Source organism: Streptomyces sp. Root1304 (genome assembly GCF_001426405.1).
In the GTDB taxonomy this organism is placed as follows: Bacteria; Actinomycetota; Actinomycetes; order Streptomycetales; family Streptomycetaceae; genus Streptomyces.
This window is the reverse complement of sequence record NZ_LMEP01000012.1, coordinates 631,320-645,734: the sequence shown is the minus strand read 5'-3', so window position 1 is coordinate 645,734 and position 14,415 is coordinate 631,320. Positions and strand designations below refer to the sequence as shown.

14 protein-coding genes are annotated in these 14,415 nt (G+C 73.1%); 7 read left to right on the top strand and 7 right to left on the bottom strand.

What is annotated here, in order from left to right; translation table 11 throughout:
* Window positions 1–19 precede the first annotated feature (19 nt).
* Window positions 20–859 (top strand): serine hydrolase domain-containing protein, encoded by an 840-nt coding sequence (locus tag ASD33_RS15760; protein ID WP_056559403.1) that lies wholly within the window; start codon window positions 20–22, stop codon window positions 857–859.
* 42 nt (window positions 860–901) lie between these two features.
* Here ASD33_RS15760 and ASD33_RS15755 read toward each other — a convergent pair whose 3' ends face one another.
* The 5 genes from ASD33_RS15755 to ASD33_RS15735 form a co-directional block, all read right to left on the bottom strand.
* Entirely contained in the window at window positions 902–1,522 is a 621-nt protein-coding gene (locus tag ASD33_RS15755; RefSeq protein ID WP_056559400.1) for a hypothetical protein, read from the bottom strand.
* A complete protein-coding gene (locus ASD33_RS15750; protein WP_056561468.1) occupies window positions 1,519–2,952 on the bottom strand; it encodes a HAMP domain-containing sensor histidine kinase in 1,434 nt (477 codons plus the stop codon). The genes ASD33_RS15755 and ASD33_RS15750 overlap by 4 nt, the downstream gene beginning before the upstream one ends.
* 83 nt (window positions 2,953–3,035) lie before the next feature.
* The gene (locus ASD33_RS15745; RefSeq protein WP_056559397.1) at window positions 3,036–3,719 is read right to left on the bottom strand and encodes a response regulator transcription factor; all 684 of its coding nucleotides are present in this window, start codon (window positions 3,717–3,719) and stop codon (window positions 3,036–3,038) included.
* A gap of 50 nt (window positions 3,720–3,769) precedes the next feature.
* Window positions 3,770–5,470, bottom strand: coding sequence for a murein biosynthesis integral membrane protein MurJ (murJ, locus tag ASD33_RS15740; RefSeq protein ID WP_056559393.1), 1,701 nt, complete (start codon window positions 5,468–5,470; stop codon window positions 3,770–3,772).
* The gene (locus ASD33_RS15735; protein ID WP_056559391.1) at window positions 5,467–6,642 is read right to left on the bottom strand and encodes a peptidoglycan bridge formation glycyltransferase FemA/FemB family protein; all 1,176 of its coding nucleotides are present in this window, start codon (window positions 6,640–6,642) and stop codon (window positions 5,467–5,469) included. The genes murJ and ASD33_RS15735 overlap by 4 nt, the downstream gene beginning before the upstream one ends.
* A gap of 205 nt (window positions 6,643–6,847) precedes the next feature.
* Between ASD33_RS15735 and ASD33_RS15730 the strand changes: the two genes are divergently transcribed.
* A complete protein-coding gene (locus tag ASD33_RS15730; RefSeq protein ID WP_056559388.1) occupies window positions 6,848–8,020 on the top strand; it encodes an Ig-like domain-containing protein in 1,173 nt (390 codons plus the stop codon).
* 34 nt (window positions 8,021–8,054) lie between these two features.
* Here ASD33_RS15730 and ASD33_RS15725 read toward each other — a convergent pair whose 3' ends face one another.
* Window positions 8,055–8,726: a pirin family protein gene (locus ASD33_RS15725; RefSeq protein WP_056559385.1), complete on the bottom strand. Its 672-nt coding sequence runs from the start codon at window positions 8,724–8,726 to the stop codon at window positions 8,055–8,057.
* A gap of 91 nt (window positions 8,727–8,817) precedes the next feature.
* On the opposite strand from ASD33_RS15725, the gene ASD33_RS15720 reads away from it, so the two are divergent.
* The 5 genes from ASD33_RS15720 (at window position 8,818) to fabF (ending at window position 13,757) form a co-directional block, all read left to right on the top strand.
* Window positions 8,818–9,999: a helix-turn-helix domain-containing protein gene (locus tag ASD33_RS15720; protein WP_056559382.1), complete on the top strand. Its 1,182-nt coding sequence runs from the start codon at window positions 8,818–8,820 to the stop codon at window positions 9,997–9,999.
* 89 nt (window positions 10,000–10,088) lie between these two features.
* A complete protein-coding gene (locus ASD33_RS15715) occupies window positions 10,089–11,006 on the top strand; it encodes an ACP S-malonyltransferase (protein WP_056559379.1) in 918 nt (305 codons plus the stop codon).
* Window positions 11,007–11,024: 18 nt separating this feature from the next.
* The gene (locus ASD33_RS15710; protein WP_056559376.1) at window positions 11,025–12,095 is read left to right on the top strand and encodes a ketoacyl-ACP synthase III; all 1,071 of its coding nucleotides are present in this window, start codon (window positions 11,025–11,027) and stop codon (window positions 12,093–12,095) included.
* A 56-nt stretch (window positions 12,096–12,151) separates the two neighbouring features.
* Window positions 12,152–12,400 carry an acyl carrier protein gene (locus ASD33_RS15705; protein WP_030220891.1) on the top strand — a complete coding sequence of 83 codons (249 nt, stop codon included), beginning with the start codon at window positions 12,152–12,154 and terminating at the stop codon, window positions 12,398–12,400.
* A 94-nt stretch (window positions 12,401–12,494) separates the two neighbouring features.
* Complete coding sequence (gene fabF / locus ASD33_RS15700; RefSeq protein ID WP_056559374.1) at window positions 12,495–13,757, top strand: beta-ketoacyl-ACP synthase II; 1,263 nt, start codon at window positions 12,495–12,497, stop codon at window positions 13,755–13,757.
* A 94-nt stretch (window positions 13,758–13,851) separates the two neighbouring features.
* Here fabF and ASD33_RS15695 read toward each other — a convergent pair whose 3' ends face one another.
* Window positions 13,852–14,346: a DUF3145 domain-containing protein gene (locus ASD33_RS15695; protein WP_056559370.1), complete on the bottom strand. Its 495-nt coding sequence runs from the start codon at window positions 14,344–14,346 to the stop codon at window positions 13,852–13,854.
* Window positions 14,347–14,415 lie beyond the last annotated feature (69 nt).

The window sequence follows — 14,415 nt, the reverse complement described above, 5'->3', positions numbered from 1 at the left end:
AGCAAGTAGGCTCGGCGGCATGGAGAGCACCGTGCCGAGCCTGGCGTCGATCGAGAACTGGCCCGTCCCCACCGCGGCCGCCGCCGTGGTCCGCGCGGACGGCACCCTGGCCGGGTCGTACGGCCCCACCGGGCGGCGCTTCCCGCTCGCCTCGGTCACCAAGCCGCTCGCGGCGTACGCCGTCCTCGTCGCGTACGAGGAGGGGGCGATCGACCTGGACGAGCCGGCCGGGCCCGAGGGCGCGACCGTCCGCCACCTGCTCGCCCACACCTCGGGGCTCGCCTTCGACGAGAACCGGGTGACGGCCGCGCCGGGCACCCGCAGGATCTACTCCAACACCGGCTTCGAGGTGCTCGGCGACCACCTCGCCAAGGCGACCGACATCCCCTTCGCCGAGTATCTGCACCAGGCGGTCCTGGAGCCGCTGGGCATGACGTCGACGTCCCTGGACGGCTCGCCCGCGAAGGACGGCGTGTCGACCGTGGACGACCTGGTGCGGTTCGCCGCCGAGGTGCAGGCGCCGCGGCTGCTGGACCCGCGCACGGTCCTGGACGCGATGACCGTGGCGTACCCCGGTCTGACCGGCATCCTGCCCGGCTACGGGCACCAGCGGCCGAACGACTGGGGGCTCGGCTTCGAGATCCGCGACGGCAAGTCCCCGCACTGGACGGGCGCGAGCTCCTCCCCGCGCACCTTCGGCCACTTCGGCCAGTCCGGCACGTTCCTGTGGATCGACCCCGACGTCCGGGCCGCGTGTGTGGCGCTCACCGACCGGCCCTTCGGGGCGTGGGCGGTGGAGGCGTGGCCGCCGTTCACGGACGCGGTGCTCGCCGAACTGCGGGGCTCCCAGGTCTCGTGAGAGGCCGCCCTCCGGGCAACGACGGGAGTGTGACGACAGGCCCTAGTCGTCGCAGCGGGCGACCGGCAGGGCGCCGTCCGGGCCGGTGACCGACACGTCGACCAGGCCGGCCGGGTGTTCCGCGTAGGCGGTCGTGCAGACCAGCTGGCGGACGGCCGACTCCGACAGTTCCATGACGGGGAAGGGCGCCCGGAGCCGGAGCAGCCGGCGGCCCGAGGTCGGGCCGGACGGGTCCGGTGTGACGTGCAGCCCTCCGGCGGTGGCGCCGTCGGGCAGGGCGGTGGTGATGCCCGCGGTGGCCTCGGCGGCCACGGGGCCGGCCAGGAGCATCGCGAGGACCATGTCGGTGGCGACCTCCCCGGGGCGGAGGCCGATGCCCGCCGCCTTGTCCTCGGGGGTGACCTCCTCGTGGAGGGCCTCGCCGGTTCCGGTGCCGTCCGAGGGGTTGGTGGCCACCGGGACGGGGCCCGAGAGCTCGCGGGCCACCGGCATCGACCGGCCGTCGGGGCCGAGGAAGTAGAGCACGGTCCGGTACTCGGGGATCGGCGCGACGGCGACGGTCGCGGCGCCGCCCGCCTCGACGACGTCGCTCTCCTGGATGCCGCAGGCCGTCGCCGTCAGCGTCAGCAGGGCGAGCAGCGCCGCGGCGGGCCGGCGCCTCACAGCGGCATCCGTACGGTGAAGACCGCCCCGCCCGCCGGGTGGTTGGCGGCCGTGACGGTGCCTCCGTGCAGCCGTACGTTCTCCAGGGTGATCGCGAGGCCGAGGCCGCTGCCGGCCGAGCGGGTACGGGCCTGGTCCGCCTTGTAGAAGCGGTCGAAGACATGGGGCAGGACGTCCGGGTGGATGCCCGGCCCCCGGTCGGCGACCTCCGTCACCAGCTGGTCCCCCTCCGCGTACAGCCGGACCGTGACCGGTGTCCCGCCGTGCCGCAGGGCGTTCCCTACGAGGTTGGCGACGACGACGTCGAAGCGGCGCGGGTCGAGCCGGGCCCTGATCCCCTCCGTGAGGTACGGGACGACCCGGTCCGGGTCGGTCCAGTGCCGGTGCTGGAGGGTCTTGCGGACGCAGTCGGCGGCGTCGACCTCGTCGGTGTGGAGTTCGGCGGCGCGCGCGTCGAAGCGGGAGATCTCCATGAGGTCCTCGACGAGGACGGCGAGCTTGCCGGTCTCGGCGCTGATCAGCCGGACCGCGCGGGCGGTGTCGCTGTCGAGGCCCGCGGCGTCCTCGTCGAGGACCTCGGTGACCGCGAGCATTCCGGCGAGCGGGGTGCGCAGCTCGTGCGAGACGTCGGAGGCGAAGCGGCGGGCGCGGGCCTCGGCGTCCCTGAGTTCCGCGACGGAACGTTCCAGCTCGGCGGCGGACTCGTTGAACGTCCGTGCGAGATCGGCGAGTTCGTCGCTGCCCTTGGCGTGGATACGGGTGTCGAGCCGGCCGCGCCCCATGCTGTGGGCGGCGTGCCGCAGCTCCCGTACCGGCCGCAGCACTCCGCGCGCGGCGATCAGCGCGGGGATGAGCGCGACGGCGAGGGCGGGGAGGGCTCCGTCGCGGGCGGCCATGACCATGGCCTCCACGTTCGCCTCCTCCGCGCCGAGGTCCATGACGGCGTAGAACACCAGGCCCGTGCGCTGCGGCGGTCCACCGGGCGAGTGGGCCAGGAAGACGGCGGGGACGGCGATCGTGAGGTAGGGGACGCCGCCCTTGACCACCCGCTGGAAGCTGCCGTGCGGGACGGCCTGGTCGGCGGCGGCGCGGGCCCGCAGCTCCGGGGTGATGACGGAGGAGGAGGGCCGGTCCGTGGAGGAGACGCGGAGGGTGCCGTACTCGGCGTAGACGCGCCAGGGGCGGGGCTTGCCCCCGCGGGCGATCTGCATGAGCGAGCCCCGCAGGTCGGCGGCGTCGATGGGCAGCTGGACGTTGAGGGCGTCGACCTGCTCGCGGAAGGCGGAGACGGCGGTGTTCTGGGTCTGCTCCAGGATGGCGTTGCGGGCGGCCCGGTAGGTGAGGGCGGCGGTGGTGCCGCAGCCGACGGCGGCGACCAGGAGGAAGGCGAGGACGAGCCGGGTGCGGAGGCCGAAGGGGTGCGGGCGCAGCCGGGGGCTGCGGGCCCGGCGCCGGGGCGGGCGACGGGGCTCGACCGTGTCCCCGGTGTACGGCTCCGGGCTCACACAGGCCTTCACAGGGGTCCGAAGCGGTAGCCGAAGCCGCGCAGGGTCTGGATGTAGCGGGGTTCGCCGGGGGTGTCCTCGATCTTGTTCCGCAGCCGGCGGACGCAGGCGTCGACCAGCCGGGCGTCGCCGTGGTAGCTGTGCTCCCAGACGTGTTCGAGGAGTTGCTGCCGGCTGAAGACCTGCTCGGGGGCGGCGGTGAGGTGGAGCAGCAGCTTCAGCTCGGAGGGGGCGAGGCCGAGGCGTTCGCCGGACTTGGCGACGGTGAGTCCGGCCCGGTCGATGGCCAGTTCCCCGTGGAACTCGACGGCGGCCTTGCTGCCGCCGGGCTCCTCGATGCGGCGGAGCACGGCCCGGATCCGGGCCTCGATGACCTCGGTGCGGGCGGGCTTGACGATGTAGTCGTCGGCGCCGGCCTCCAGGCCGACGACCACGTCGAAGTCGTCGCCGCGGGCGGTCAGCATGATGATCGGCAGCTGGCTGGTCTCGCGGACGGTACGGCACACCTGGACGCCGTTCATGCCGGGCAGCATCAGGTCGAGCAGCAGCAGATCGGGCCGGAACTCGCCGAGGGCCGCGAGCCCGGCCTCCCCGGTGGGCGCGGTCCGCACCTCGTGGCCGCGGCGGCGCAGCCCGATCTCGACTCCCTCCCGGACGGAGGGGTCGTCTTCTATCAGGAGCACGCGGGGCATCTGTGGAGTATCCCAAGGTGGACGGGCCCCTCGTGCGGAGGGGGCGGGGGTCAGGTGCGGCGGGCGAGGCCGCGCAGCCGGCCGGACCCGGCCGTGAGGAGGGACCGCAGTTCGGTGAGGCGGAAGGGGCGGGCGAGGACGGCGAAGACCCCGAGGACGGTGAGGGCGCCGGCGAGGCCGGAGGGTACGGCTCCGGCGGGGCCGGTGAGGTCGGTGACGAGGAGCCCGTACCCGGCGGCGGGCAGGGCGGCGAGCAGCAGGCGCACGATCGCGGAGACGGCGCCCCCGGGGGCCTCGGGGTGCTCGGGGGCTTCGGGATCCGCGCCGCCGGCGCTCCCCCCGCCGCTCTTCCTGGTCCCCGTAAGCCTCCGCCGCAGCACGTACGCCGTGACGCCCCAGCCCACCCACAGGGCGAGCGAGTACCCGGCCGCCATGCCCGCGACGGCCCAGCGCGTCGGCAGGGTCGCGTACGCGGTGAACGAGAGCAGCGCGTTGAGCCCGGCGATCACCAGGTTGAGGACGAAGGGGGTGCGGGTGTCGCGCAGGGCGTAGAAGGCGCGGGTGCACACGTACTGCCCGGACAGGGCGACGAGGCCGGGCGCGAAGGCCATCAGGATCCACGACATGGCGCGGATGTCGTCGGCGCCGGTCGCCCCGTAGCGGAAGACGACCGTCATCAGGGGGACGGCGAGGGCGAAGAGCGCGCAGGCGGCGGGGACGACGGCCGCGGCGCTGGTCCGCAGGGCGTACGAGACGTCCCGGCGGACCCCGGCGAGGTCGCCGTCGGTCGCGGCGCCGCTCATCCGGGGCAGCAGGGCCGTGACGAGGGAGACGGTGATGATGCCGTGCGGGACGGTCCACAGCAGATAGGCGTTGTTGTACGCGGCGAGGCCCGAACCGCCGCCGGTGGCCGTGCCGCCCGCCGAGGTGGCGAGCAGGGTGGTCACCCAGTACGCGCCCTGGTTGGTGAGGACCAGCAGCACCAGCCAGCCGGCCGAGCGCAGCGGGGCGGCGAGGCCGCTGCCCCGCCAGTCGAAGCGGGGCCGCCAGCGGAAGCCGGCGGCGCGCAGCGAGGGCACGAGGGCGAGGGCCTGGAGGGCGATGCCCGCGGTGGTGCCCCAGCCGAGCAGGGCGGTCTCGCCGGGGGTGAGTGCTCCGCCGTCGCTGACGACGAGGAAGAGGCCGAAGACGGCGACGACGACCACGTTGTTGAGGACGGGGGTCCACATCATGGCGCCGAAGCGGCCCCGGGCGTTGAGGACCTGCCCGAGGAGGGTGAAGAGCCCGAGGAAGAGGATCTGCGGCAGGCACGCGCGCGCGAAGGCGACGGTCATCTCCCGCTGCGGGCCCGTGTAGTCGGTGTACAGGTCGACGATCTGCGGGGCGGCGAGCACCGCGCCCGCCGTGAGGGCGGTGAGGGCGAGCCCGCAGAGGGTGAGGAGCCGGTCGGTGTACGCGACTCCGCCGTCGGCGTGTTCCTTGGCGGCCTTGACCAGTTCGGGGACGAAGACGGCGTTGAGGGCGCCGCCGAGGAGCAGCATGTAGACGATGGTGGGGACGGAGTTGCCGACCGCGTAGCCGTCGGCGACGTAGCCCGCGCCGAGCGCGGCGGCGACGACGGCGGCCCGGACGAAGCCGGTGGCGCGGGAGACGAGCGACCCGGCGGCCATCAGCGCACCGCTGCGCAGCGCGGTCGGCGCGGCCTTCGCCGACCGCCGTCCGGCGGTGAGCGTGGCGGTGGTGCCCGTCATCGGCGGGCCAGGTACGCGTGGAAGGCGCGGTACAGCGCCTGGTTGGTCGTCCCCTGCATCGGTGTCTCCCACTCCCCCAGCGTCTCGACGACCTGTCCGCCCGTGCCGAGCTTCCAGCGCAGCAGCCCGTGGGCGCGGTCGTCCGGATCGAGGGTGGAGGGTACCCCGCGCAGGTCGTAGACGGCGGCGCCGAGGGCGTGCGCGTCGAGCAGCATCCGCCACTGGAGGGCGTTGGAGGGGCGGACCTCGCGGCGGTGGTCGGCGGAGGCGCCGGTCTGGTACCAGACGCGCCCGCCGACCGTGACCATGGTGTGGGCGGCGAGGATCTCGCCCTCGTGGCGGGCGAGGTAGAGCTTCATCCGGCCGGGCATCTCGGCGTTGAGGACGGCGTACTGGCGCTCGTAGTACGCGAGGGAGCGGCCGAGGCGGAAGCCGTCGCGTTCCTCGGTGATGCGGAGCAGCCGGTAGAACTCGGGCAGGTCGGCGGCGGAGCCGACGGTGATCTCGACACCGGACTTGCGGGCCTTGCGGACGTTGCGGCGCCATTCCTGGTTGAGGCCGGTCCACAGGTCGTCGGTGGTGCGTCCGGTCAGCGGGACCTGGAAGACGTGGCGGGGCTGGGCGTCGGCGCCGTCCTCGGACTCGCCGCCGCAGCGCCGCCAGCCGCGCGCCCTGAGCCGGTCGGCGACGACGGTGCCGAGCGGGTCGACCTCGTCGGCGAGGACGTCGGAGAGGCGGCGGCCGGTGCCGGTGCCCGCCTTGACGGTGGCGGCGTTCCACCGCCGGTAGGCGGGGCCGGGGCCGATGCGTACGGCGAAGGCGCCCGACGCCCGCAGATGTCCGAGCAGCGGGGAGAGCCAGCCGTCGACGTCGGGGTCGGCCCAGTCTGCGACGGGCCCTTCGGGCAGGTAGGCGAAGAACTTCCGGGTGCCGGGGAAGGGCCGCAGGAGCACCAGGGCGACCCCTTCGAGCGCCCCGGACTCCGGGCCCCAGCCGAGGAGTTGATGGCTCCAGCCGTCCTTCACCTGTGCCCAGGAGGGGACTTGGAGGAAGCTGGGCCCGTCCGCGCCGGAACGGGAGGCGAGGAACGCGCGGTACGCCTCGGGGGTCACGGGCCCGAGCCGCAGGGCACGGCGGGCGGCGGGTGCGGCCGTCACGAGCAGCGCTGACACAACGGGAGCCTCCTGGTTCCGCCCCTCGGTGGTGGGGCGCACAGCAGGCTCACAGCCGAATTCGACGGGTGCGCGCGGCGCATGTGACCGGACGGTGACCGTTCCGCCGCAGCCCTCGTCACATGGGCTCCGGGCCGCCCGGGAGCGGCCGGGGCGACCTACAGTCCGGAACATCCCACCCGATTCCCTCACGCGGAGGTCTTCCGTGCTGCGCATACGCACTCCCCGTCCCGCCCTCGCGGCGGTCGCGCTGACCGTCTCCCTCACGGCCTGTACGGCGCAGGCGGCGAGCGGCCCCTCGAAGACGTCGGGGGCGCCCGCGTCGGCGGCGGCCCCGGCGAAGGTGACGGTCGTGGACCCGGCGGCCGGCCGGCCGGTGACCGTGACCGCCTCGGGCGGCACGCTGGCCGAGGTGAAGGTCGTCGACGCGGAGGGCGGGGCCCTCACCGGCCGTACGGGCACCGGCGGGGCGAGCTGGATCTCGGACCGGAAGGCCGCGCCGGGGACCACGTACACGGTGCGGGTGACCTCCCGTGCGGGCGACGGCAAGGAGTCGACGACGACGTCCTCCTTCAGCACCCCGGAGGCGGAGAAGGTCAACAAGCTGACCCTGGCCCCCGGCAAGAACACCACCGTCGGCGTGGGCCACCCCCTCTCGATCGTCTTCGACCTCCCGGTGACGAGGAAGGCGGACGTGGAGAAGCAGCTGAAGGTCACCACCTCGAACGCCACCGAGGGGTCCTGGGGCTGGGTCAAGGACTACTCGGGCCGGGACAGGGCCGACTGGCGCCCCCGGGAGTACTGGAAGCCCGGCACGAAGGTGACCCTGGAGGCCGACCTGAACGGCACGGACTCCGGCGGCGGCTGGTTCGTCCGCGACTACCGCACCGGCTTCACGATCGGCGCCTCGCAGATCGTGAAGGTCGACCTGGACCGGCAGAAGCTGACCCTGGTCAAGGACGGGCGGACCGTCCGCACGATCCCGGTCTCCGGCGGCACCCCGGGCGGCGACAAGCGGTCCTGGCGGGGCACGGCCGTCCTGATGGCGAAGGAGGGCACGATCAACATGAACTCGGAGACGGTCGGCCTCGGCGACGCCTACGACAAGGACGTCGACTACTCGATGCGGCTGACCTGGTCGGGCATGTACGCGCACGCGGCCCCGTGGAACGCGCCGTACTTCGGCAAGGCCAACAAGAGCTCCGGCTGCATCGGCATGAGCGACGGGAACGCCGCCTCCTTCTACGCCTCGGTGAACGTCGGCGACCCCTTCGAGATCACCGGCAGGGACACCAAGGGCACGGTCGCCGAGGGCAACGGCTACGGGGCGTGGAACCTGAGCTGGGAGCAGTGGAAGCAGAAGAGCGCGCTCGCCTGAGGAACCCTCCGGGGGCCGCTGTCCCCCCGGGCGTTCACCCCAGGGCCGTGCGCCAGTCCCGCATCTCCCAGATCAGGACCTCCGCGTCGGCCGTGGCGGCCGGCGCGAGGTCCCCGGTGCCGTCGGTGATCCGGGCCGCGTCGCCGGGGCCGAGTTCCTCGCCGTCGAGCAGCAGCGCGCCCCGCACCACGTGCACGTACGCGAAGTCGGCGGCCGGGACCTCGGTCCGCTCCCCCGCGCGGAGGCGGCGGACGTGCAGACGGGCGTCCGCCCCCGGGAGGTCGTACGGGTCCCCGAGCCCCCGCACCACCTCGTACGAGGGTTCCCCGCCCGGCGCGAGCGGCGCGAGCCACATCTGCACGAAGACCAGCGGCACGTCGGCGTCGTTGCGCTCGACGTGCCGGACGCCGCCCGCCGCGCTCAGCCGCTGGAGGTCGCCGGGCCGGACGACCGTGGTGTGACCGGCCGTGTCGTGGTGGGTGAGCTCGCCCTCCACGACCCAGGTCACGATCTCCGTGTGGCTGTGCGGATGCTCGTCGAAGCCCGCGCCGGGCGCGAGCCGCTCCTCGTTGCAGGCGAGCAGGGCGCCGAAGCGGAGGTTGTCGGGGTCGTAGTGCGGGCCGAACGACAGGGCGTGCCGGGTCTCGATCCCGGCCGCCGGGTCGCCCCCGGGATACCGCTCGGCGGCGCGCTGGATGCGTATCACCCGCCCCACGGTAGTGCGGCCCCCGGGCCCGGCGGCGGCGAACCCGCCCCGACCCCGCACGGCGCCGTCCCGATAAGGCAGTCTTGTCCCCGTGCCAGAACCCCAGAACGTCCCTCACTCGCACGCCGCGACCCTGAAGCGCCTCGAACAGTCCTCCGGGCGGCTCGCCGCGAACGCCATCGCCCGCATGGACGAGACGCTGCCGTGGTACCGGGCGATGCCGCCCGAGAACCGGTCGTGGATCGGTCTGGTCGCCCAGGCCGGCATCGCCGCGTTCACGGAGTGGTTCCGGCACCCCGAGACCCCGCAGGCGATCTCGACGGACGTCTTCGGCACCGCGCCCCGCGAGCTGACCCGTGCGATCACCCTCCGGCAGACCGTCGAGATGGTGCGCACCACCATCGAGGTCATGGAGACGGCGATCGACGAGGTCGCCGCGCCCGGCGACGAGTCGACCCTCCGCGAGGCGCTCCTCGTCTACGCCCGGGAGATCGCCTTCGCGACCGCCCAGGTGTACGCGCAGGCCGCCGAGGCCCGGGGCGCCTGGGACGCGCGCCTGGAATCGCTCGTCGTGAACGCGGTCCTCTCCGGCGAGGCCGACGAGGGTGCCGTCTCGCGCGCGGCGGCCCTCGGCTGGAACTCCCCGGACCACGTGTGCGTGATCCTCGGCACCGCCCCCGACGGCGACAGCGAGCTGACGGTCGAGGCCATCCGCCGGGCCGCCCGGCACGCCAAGCTCCAGGTGCTCACCGGTGTCCTCGGCAACCGGCTGGTCGTCATCGCCGGCGGCAACGACAACCCGCTCGCCGTCGCGAAGGCGCTGATCGGACCGTACGCGGCCGGCCCGGTCGTGGCCGGCCCGGTCGTCCCCGACCTGCTCGCCGCGACCCGCTCCGCGCAGGCCGCGGCAGCAGGCCTCAAGGCCTGCTCGGCCTGGCAGGACGCCCCCCGCCCGGTCCTCGCGGACGATCTCCTGCCGGAGCGCGCCATCGCCTCCGACCCTTCGGCGCGCGAGCAGTTGGTGGAGGAGATCTACAGACCGCTGGAGGAAGCGGGCTCGGCGCTCCTGGAGACTCTCAGCGTGTACCTGGAGCAGGCCAGCAGCCTGGAAGGCGCCGCACGGATGCTCTTCGTGCACCCCAACACCGTGCGCTACCGGCTCCGACGTGTGACCGACGTCACCGGCTGGTCACCCTCCGACGTTCGCTCCGCGTTCACGCTGCGGATCGCGCTCATCCTGGGACGCTTGGCCGACGGAGATCCGCAGTCCTAGACTTTTGTCGAACACCAACAATTCCCCCGACGGTTCTTCGTCCCTGTCCCCACGGGCGCCGGAAGCCGTCCCCAAGAGAGAGTGTGAGGGTGCTCGTACTCGTCGCTCCCGGCCAAGGCGCCCAGACGCCCGGCTTCCTGACCCCCTGGCTCGAACTCCCCGGCGCCGCCGACCGCATCGCGGCCTGGTCGGACGCCATCGGGCTCGACCTCGCCCACTACGGCACGAAGGCGGACGCGGACGAGATCCGTGACACCGCCGTGGCGCAGCCGCTCCTCGTCGCCGCCGGTCTGCTGTCCGCCGCCGCGCTCGGCGACGTGACGCCCGGCGTCGTCGCCGGTCACAGCGTCGGCGAGTTCACCGCCGCCGCGTTCGCGGGCGTCCTCGACGACACCGCCGCGCTGCGTCTCGTACGGACCCGTGGGCTCGCGATGGCCGAGGCCGCCGCGATCACCGAGACCGGCATGTCGGCACTGCTCGGGGGCGACCCCGAGGTGACCGTCCCGCACCTGGAGAAGCTCGGTCTGACCGCCGCCAACGTGAACGGCGCGGGCCAGATCGTGGCCGCCGGCACCATGGAGCAGCTGGCCGCCCTGGACGCCGACAAGCCCGAGGGCGTCCGCCGGGTCGTCGCGCTCAAGGTCGCCGGTGCCTTCCACACGCACCACATGGCCCCGGCCGTGGCGAAGCTGGAGGAGGCGGCGAAGGAGCTGTCCCCGGCCGCCCCCGCCGTCCGCTACGTCTCCAACAAGGACGGGCAGGTCGTCACCGACGGCGCCGAGGTCGTCGCCCGCCTGGTGGGCCAGGTCGCGAACCCGGTCCGCTGGGACCTGTGCATGGAGACCTTCCAGGCGCTCGGCGCGACCGCGCTGATCGAGGTCTGCCCCGGCGGCACGCTGACCGGCATCGCCAAGCGCGCCCTGCCCGGTGTGGCCACCGTCGCCCTGAAGACTCCCGACGACCTGGACGCGGCCCGTACGCTCATCGCCGAGCACGCGGCCGTCTGACAAGGAGTGTCGAGAAACATGTCGAAGATCAAGCCCAGCAAGGGCGCCCCGTACGCGCGGATCCTCGGTGTCGGCGGCTACCGCCCCACCCGGGTCGTGCCGAACGAGGTGATCCTCGAGACGATCGACTCGTCCGACGAGTGGATCCGCTCGCGCTCCGGTATCGCCACCCGCCACTGGGCCTCGCCCGAGGAGACCGTCGCCGCCATGTCGGTGGAGGCCTCGGGCAAGGCCATCGCGGACGCCGGGATCAACCCGGAGCAGATCGGTGCGGTGATCGTCTCCACGGTCTCGCACTTCAAGCAGACTCCGGCCGTCGCCACCGAGATCGCCGACAAGATCGGCGCCGGGAAGCCGGCCGCCTTCGACATCTCCGCCGGCTGCGCGGGCTTCGGCTACGGCCTGACCCTCGCCAAGGGCATGATCGTCGAGGGTTCCGCCGAGTACGTCCTCGTCATCGGCGTGGAGCGGCTCAGCGACCTGACGGATCTGGAGGACCGCGCGACGGCCTTCCTGTTCGGCGACGGCGCCGGCGCCGTGGTCGTCGGCCCCTCCGACGAGCCGCACATCGGCCCCACCGTGTGGGGTTCCGAGGGCGACAAGTCCGAGACGATCAAGCAGACCGTCCCGTGGAACGAGTTCCACCCCCAAGCTCTCGGCTCCGCTCGAGCTGGGGGGACCCCCTCCGGCGACGTCTCGAAGCTTCCGCTCAACGAGGCCGGCGAGATCAAGTTCCCCGCCATCACGCAGGAGGGCCAGGCGGTCTTCCGCTGGGCCGTCTTCGAGATGGCGAAGGTCGCCCAGCAGGCGCTGGACGCCGCCGGCATCTCGGCGGACGACCTGGACGTCTTCATCCCGCACCAGGCGAACATGCGGATCATCGACTCGATGGTGAAGACCCTGAAGCTGCCGGAGCACGTGACGGTGGCCCGCGACGTCGAGACCACCGGCAACACCTCGGCGGCCTCGATTCCGCTCGCCATGGAACGACTCCTGGCGACCGGCAAGGCGAAGAGCGGCGACACGGCGCTCATCATCGGCTTCGGGGCGGGTCTCGTCTTCGCCGCGACGGTCGTTACCCTCCCCTAGGCACTCCGGTTCTTCCGGAAGCCCGTACCCAAGCACACACAAGAAGGAGCGCCACCATGGCCGCCACCCAGGACCAGATCGTCGAAGGCCTCGCCGAGATCGTCAACGAGATCGCCGGCATCCCGGTCGAGGACGTCGAGCTGGGCAAGTCGTTCACCGACGACCTGGACGTCGACTCGCTCTCCATGGTCGAGGTCGTCGTCGCCGCCGAAGAGCGCTTCGACGTCAAGATCCCGGACGAGGACGTCAAGAACCTCAAGACGGTCGGCGACGCTGCCGACTACATCCTGAAGCACCAGGCCTGATTCGGCCCCTGCCGACTCGGTCCACACTGACTCGGTCCGCCACCCGGCGGTGGCGCCGTATTCCGACCATCACACACATGGAGAACGAATTCCTGTGAGCTCGACCAATCGCACCGTGGTCGTCACCGGTATCGGCGCAACCACACCGCTGGGTGGCGACTCCGCGTCGACCTGGGAAGGTCTTCTCGCGGGCCGCTCCGGCGTCAGGCCCCTGGAGGGTGAGCGCTTCGCGGAGCTGCCCGTCCAGATCGCCGCGACCGCCGCCGTCGACCCCGGTGACGTCCTGCCCCGCCCGCTCGCCCGCAAGCTGGACCGCTCGGCGCAGTTCGCGCTGATCGCGGCCCGCGAGGCCTGGGCCGACGCGGGCTACACCGCCCCCGCCGGCGAGGACGAGAAAATCGCGCCCGAGCGGCTCGGTTCCGTCATCGCCTCCGGCATCGGCGGTGTCACCACGCTGCTCGACCAGTACGACGTGCTGAAGGAGAAGGGCGTCCGCCGCGTCTCCCCGCACACCGTGCCGATGCTGATGCCGAACGGACCCTCCGCCAACGTGGGCCTGGAGGTGAACGCCCGCGCGGGCGTCCACACCCCCGTCTCCGCGTGCGCGTCGGGCGCCGAGGCGATCGGCTACGCCGTCGAGATGATCCGTACCGGCCGTGCCGACGTGGTCGTCGCCGGCGGTACCGAGGCCGCGATCCACCCGCTGCCGATCGCCGCGTTCGCCAACATGATGGCGATGTCCAAGAGCAACGACGAGCCGACGAAGGCCTCCCGTCCGTACGACACGGGCCGTGACGGCTTCGTGCTCGGCGAGGGCGCGGGCGTCGTGATCCTGGAGTCCGAGGAGCACGCGAAGGCGCGCGGCGCGCGGATCTACTGCGAGGTCCTCGGCCAGGGGCTGTCGGCCGACAGCCACCACATCGCGCAGCCCGAGCCGACCGGCCGGGGCATCGCCGCCGCGATGCAGAACCTGCTGGACTCCACGGACCTCAAGCCGTCCGAGGTCGTCCACCTCAACGCGCACGCCACGTCGACGCCGCAGGGTGACGTCGCCGAGATCAAGGCGCTGCGGAAGGTCCTGGGCGACGACCTGGACCACGTCGCGATCTCCGCGACGAAGTCGATGACCGGCCACCTCCTCGGCGGCGCGGGCGGCATCGAGACCGTCGCGACGGTCCTGGCGCTCCACCACCGCCTGGCCCCGCCGACGATCAACATCGACGACCTGGACCCGGACGTCGACGCGGACATCGTCCGCGACGAGCCCCGCGAACTCCCGCAGGGCACGATCGCCGCGATCAACAACTCGTTCGGCTTCGGCGGCCACAACGTGGTGCTGGCGTTCCGCACGGTCTGATCCGCGCCCGGCGTCCGTCCGGTTCGAGAAGGGCCCCACCCCCCGCTCGGGGGTGGGGCCCTTCTCGTGGGTCGGGGGTGGGCGGAGCGGGCCGTCAGACGACCTGGTGGAGCCAGCGCACCGGGGCGCCCTCGCCCGCGTACCGGAAGGGTTCGAGTTCGTCGTCCCAGGGCTTGCCGAGGAGCCTGGCGAGCTCCGCCTCCAGCTGGGTCTCGCCCTGCGCGGAGCGCGCGAGGGCGGCTCTCAGCCGGTCCTCGGGGACCAGGATGTCCCCGTGCAGGCCGGTCACGGCATGGAAGATGCCGAGGTCGGGGGTGGCGCTGTAGCGCTCGCCCTCGGCGGTGGGGCAGGGCTCCGCGGTGACCTCGAAGCGGAGCATCTGCCAGCCGCGCAGGGCGGAGGCGAGCTCGGAGGCGGTGCCGGTGCGGCCCTGCCAGGAGAACTCGGCTCTCCAGGTGCCGGGCGACGCCGGCTGGCGGATCCAGTCGAGCTGGACCCTCGCACCGAGGACACCCGCGACCGCCCATTCGACGTGCGGGCACAGCGCGCGCGGTGCGGAGTGTACGTACAGGACTCCACGTGTCGTCACCGGGACCTCCAGTGTGGGACGAGTTCGCCTTTCCCAGCGGCCTCAGTAAACAGCATCAGGAGCAGAACA

Bases quoted from the DNA above. Each gene is read 5' to 3' on its own strand.
- ASD33_RS15760 (WP_056559403.1), top strand. From the start codon at position 20: ATGGAGAGCACCGTGCCGAGCCTGGCGTCGATCGAGAACTGGCCCGTC.
- ASD33_RS15745 (WP_056559397.1), bottom strand. From the start codon at position 3,719: ATGCCCCGCGTGCTCCTGATAGAAGACGACCCCTCCGTCCGGGAGGGA.
- murJ (WP_056559393.1), bottom strand. From the start codon at position 5,470: ATGACGGGCACCACCGCCACGCTCACCGCCGGACGGCGGTCGGCGAAG.
- ASD33_RS15710 (WP_056559376.1), top strand. From the start codon at position 11,025: ATGTCGAAGATCAAGCCCAGCAAGGGCGCCCCGTACGCGCGGATCCTC.
- ASD33_RS15705 (WP_030220891.1), top strand. From the start codon at position 12,152: ATGGCCGCCACCCAGGACCAGATCGTCGAAGGCCTCGCCGAGATCGTC.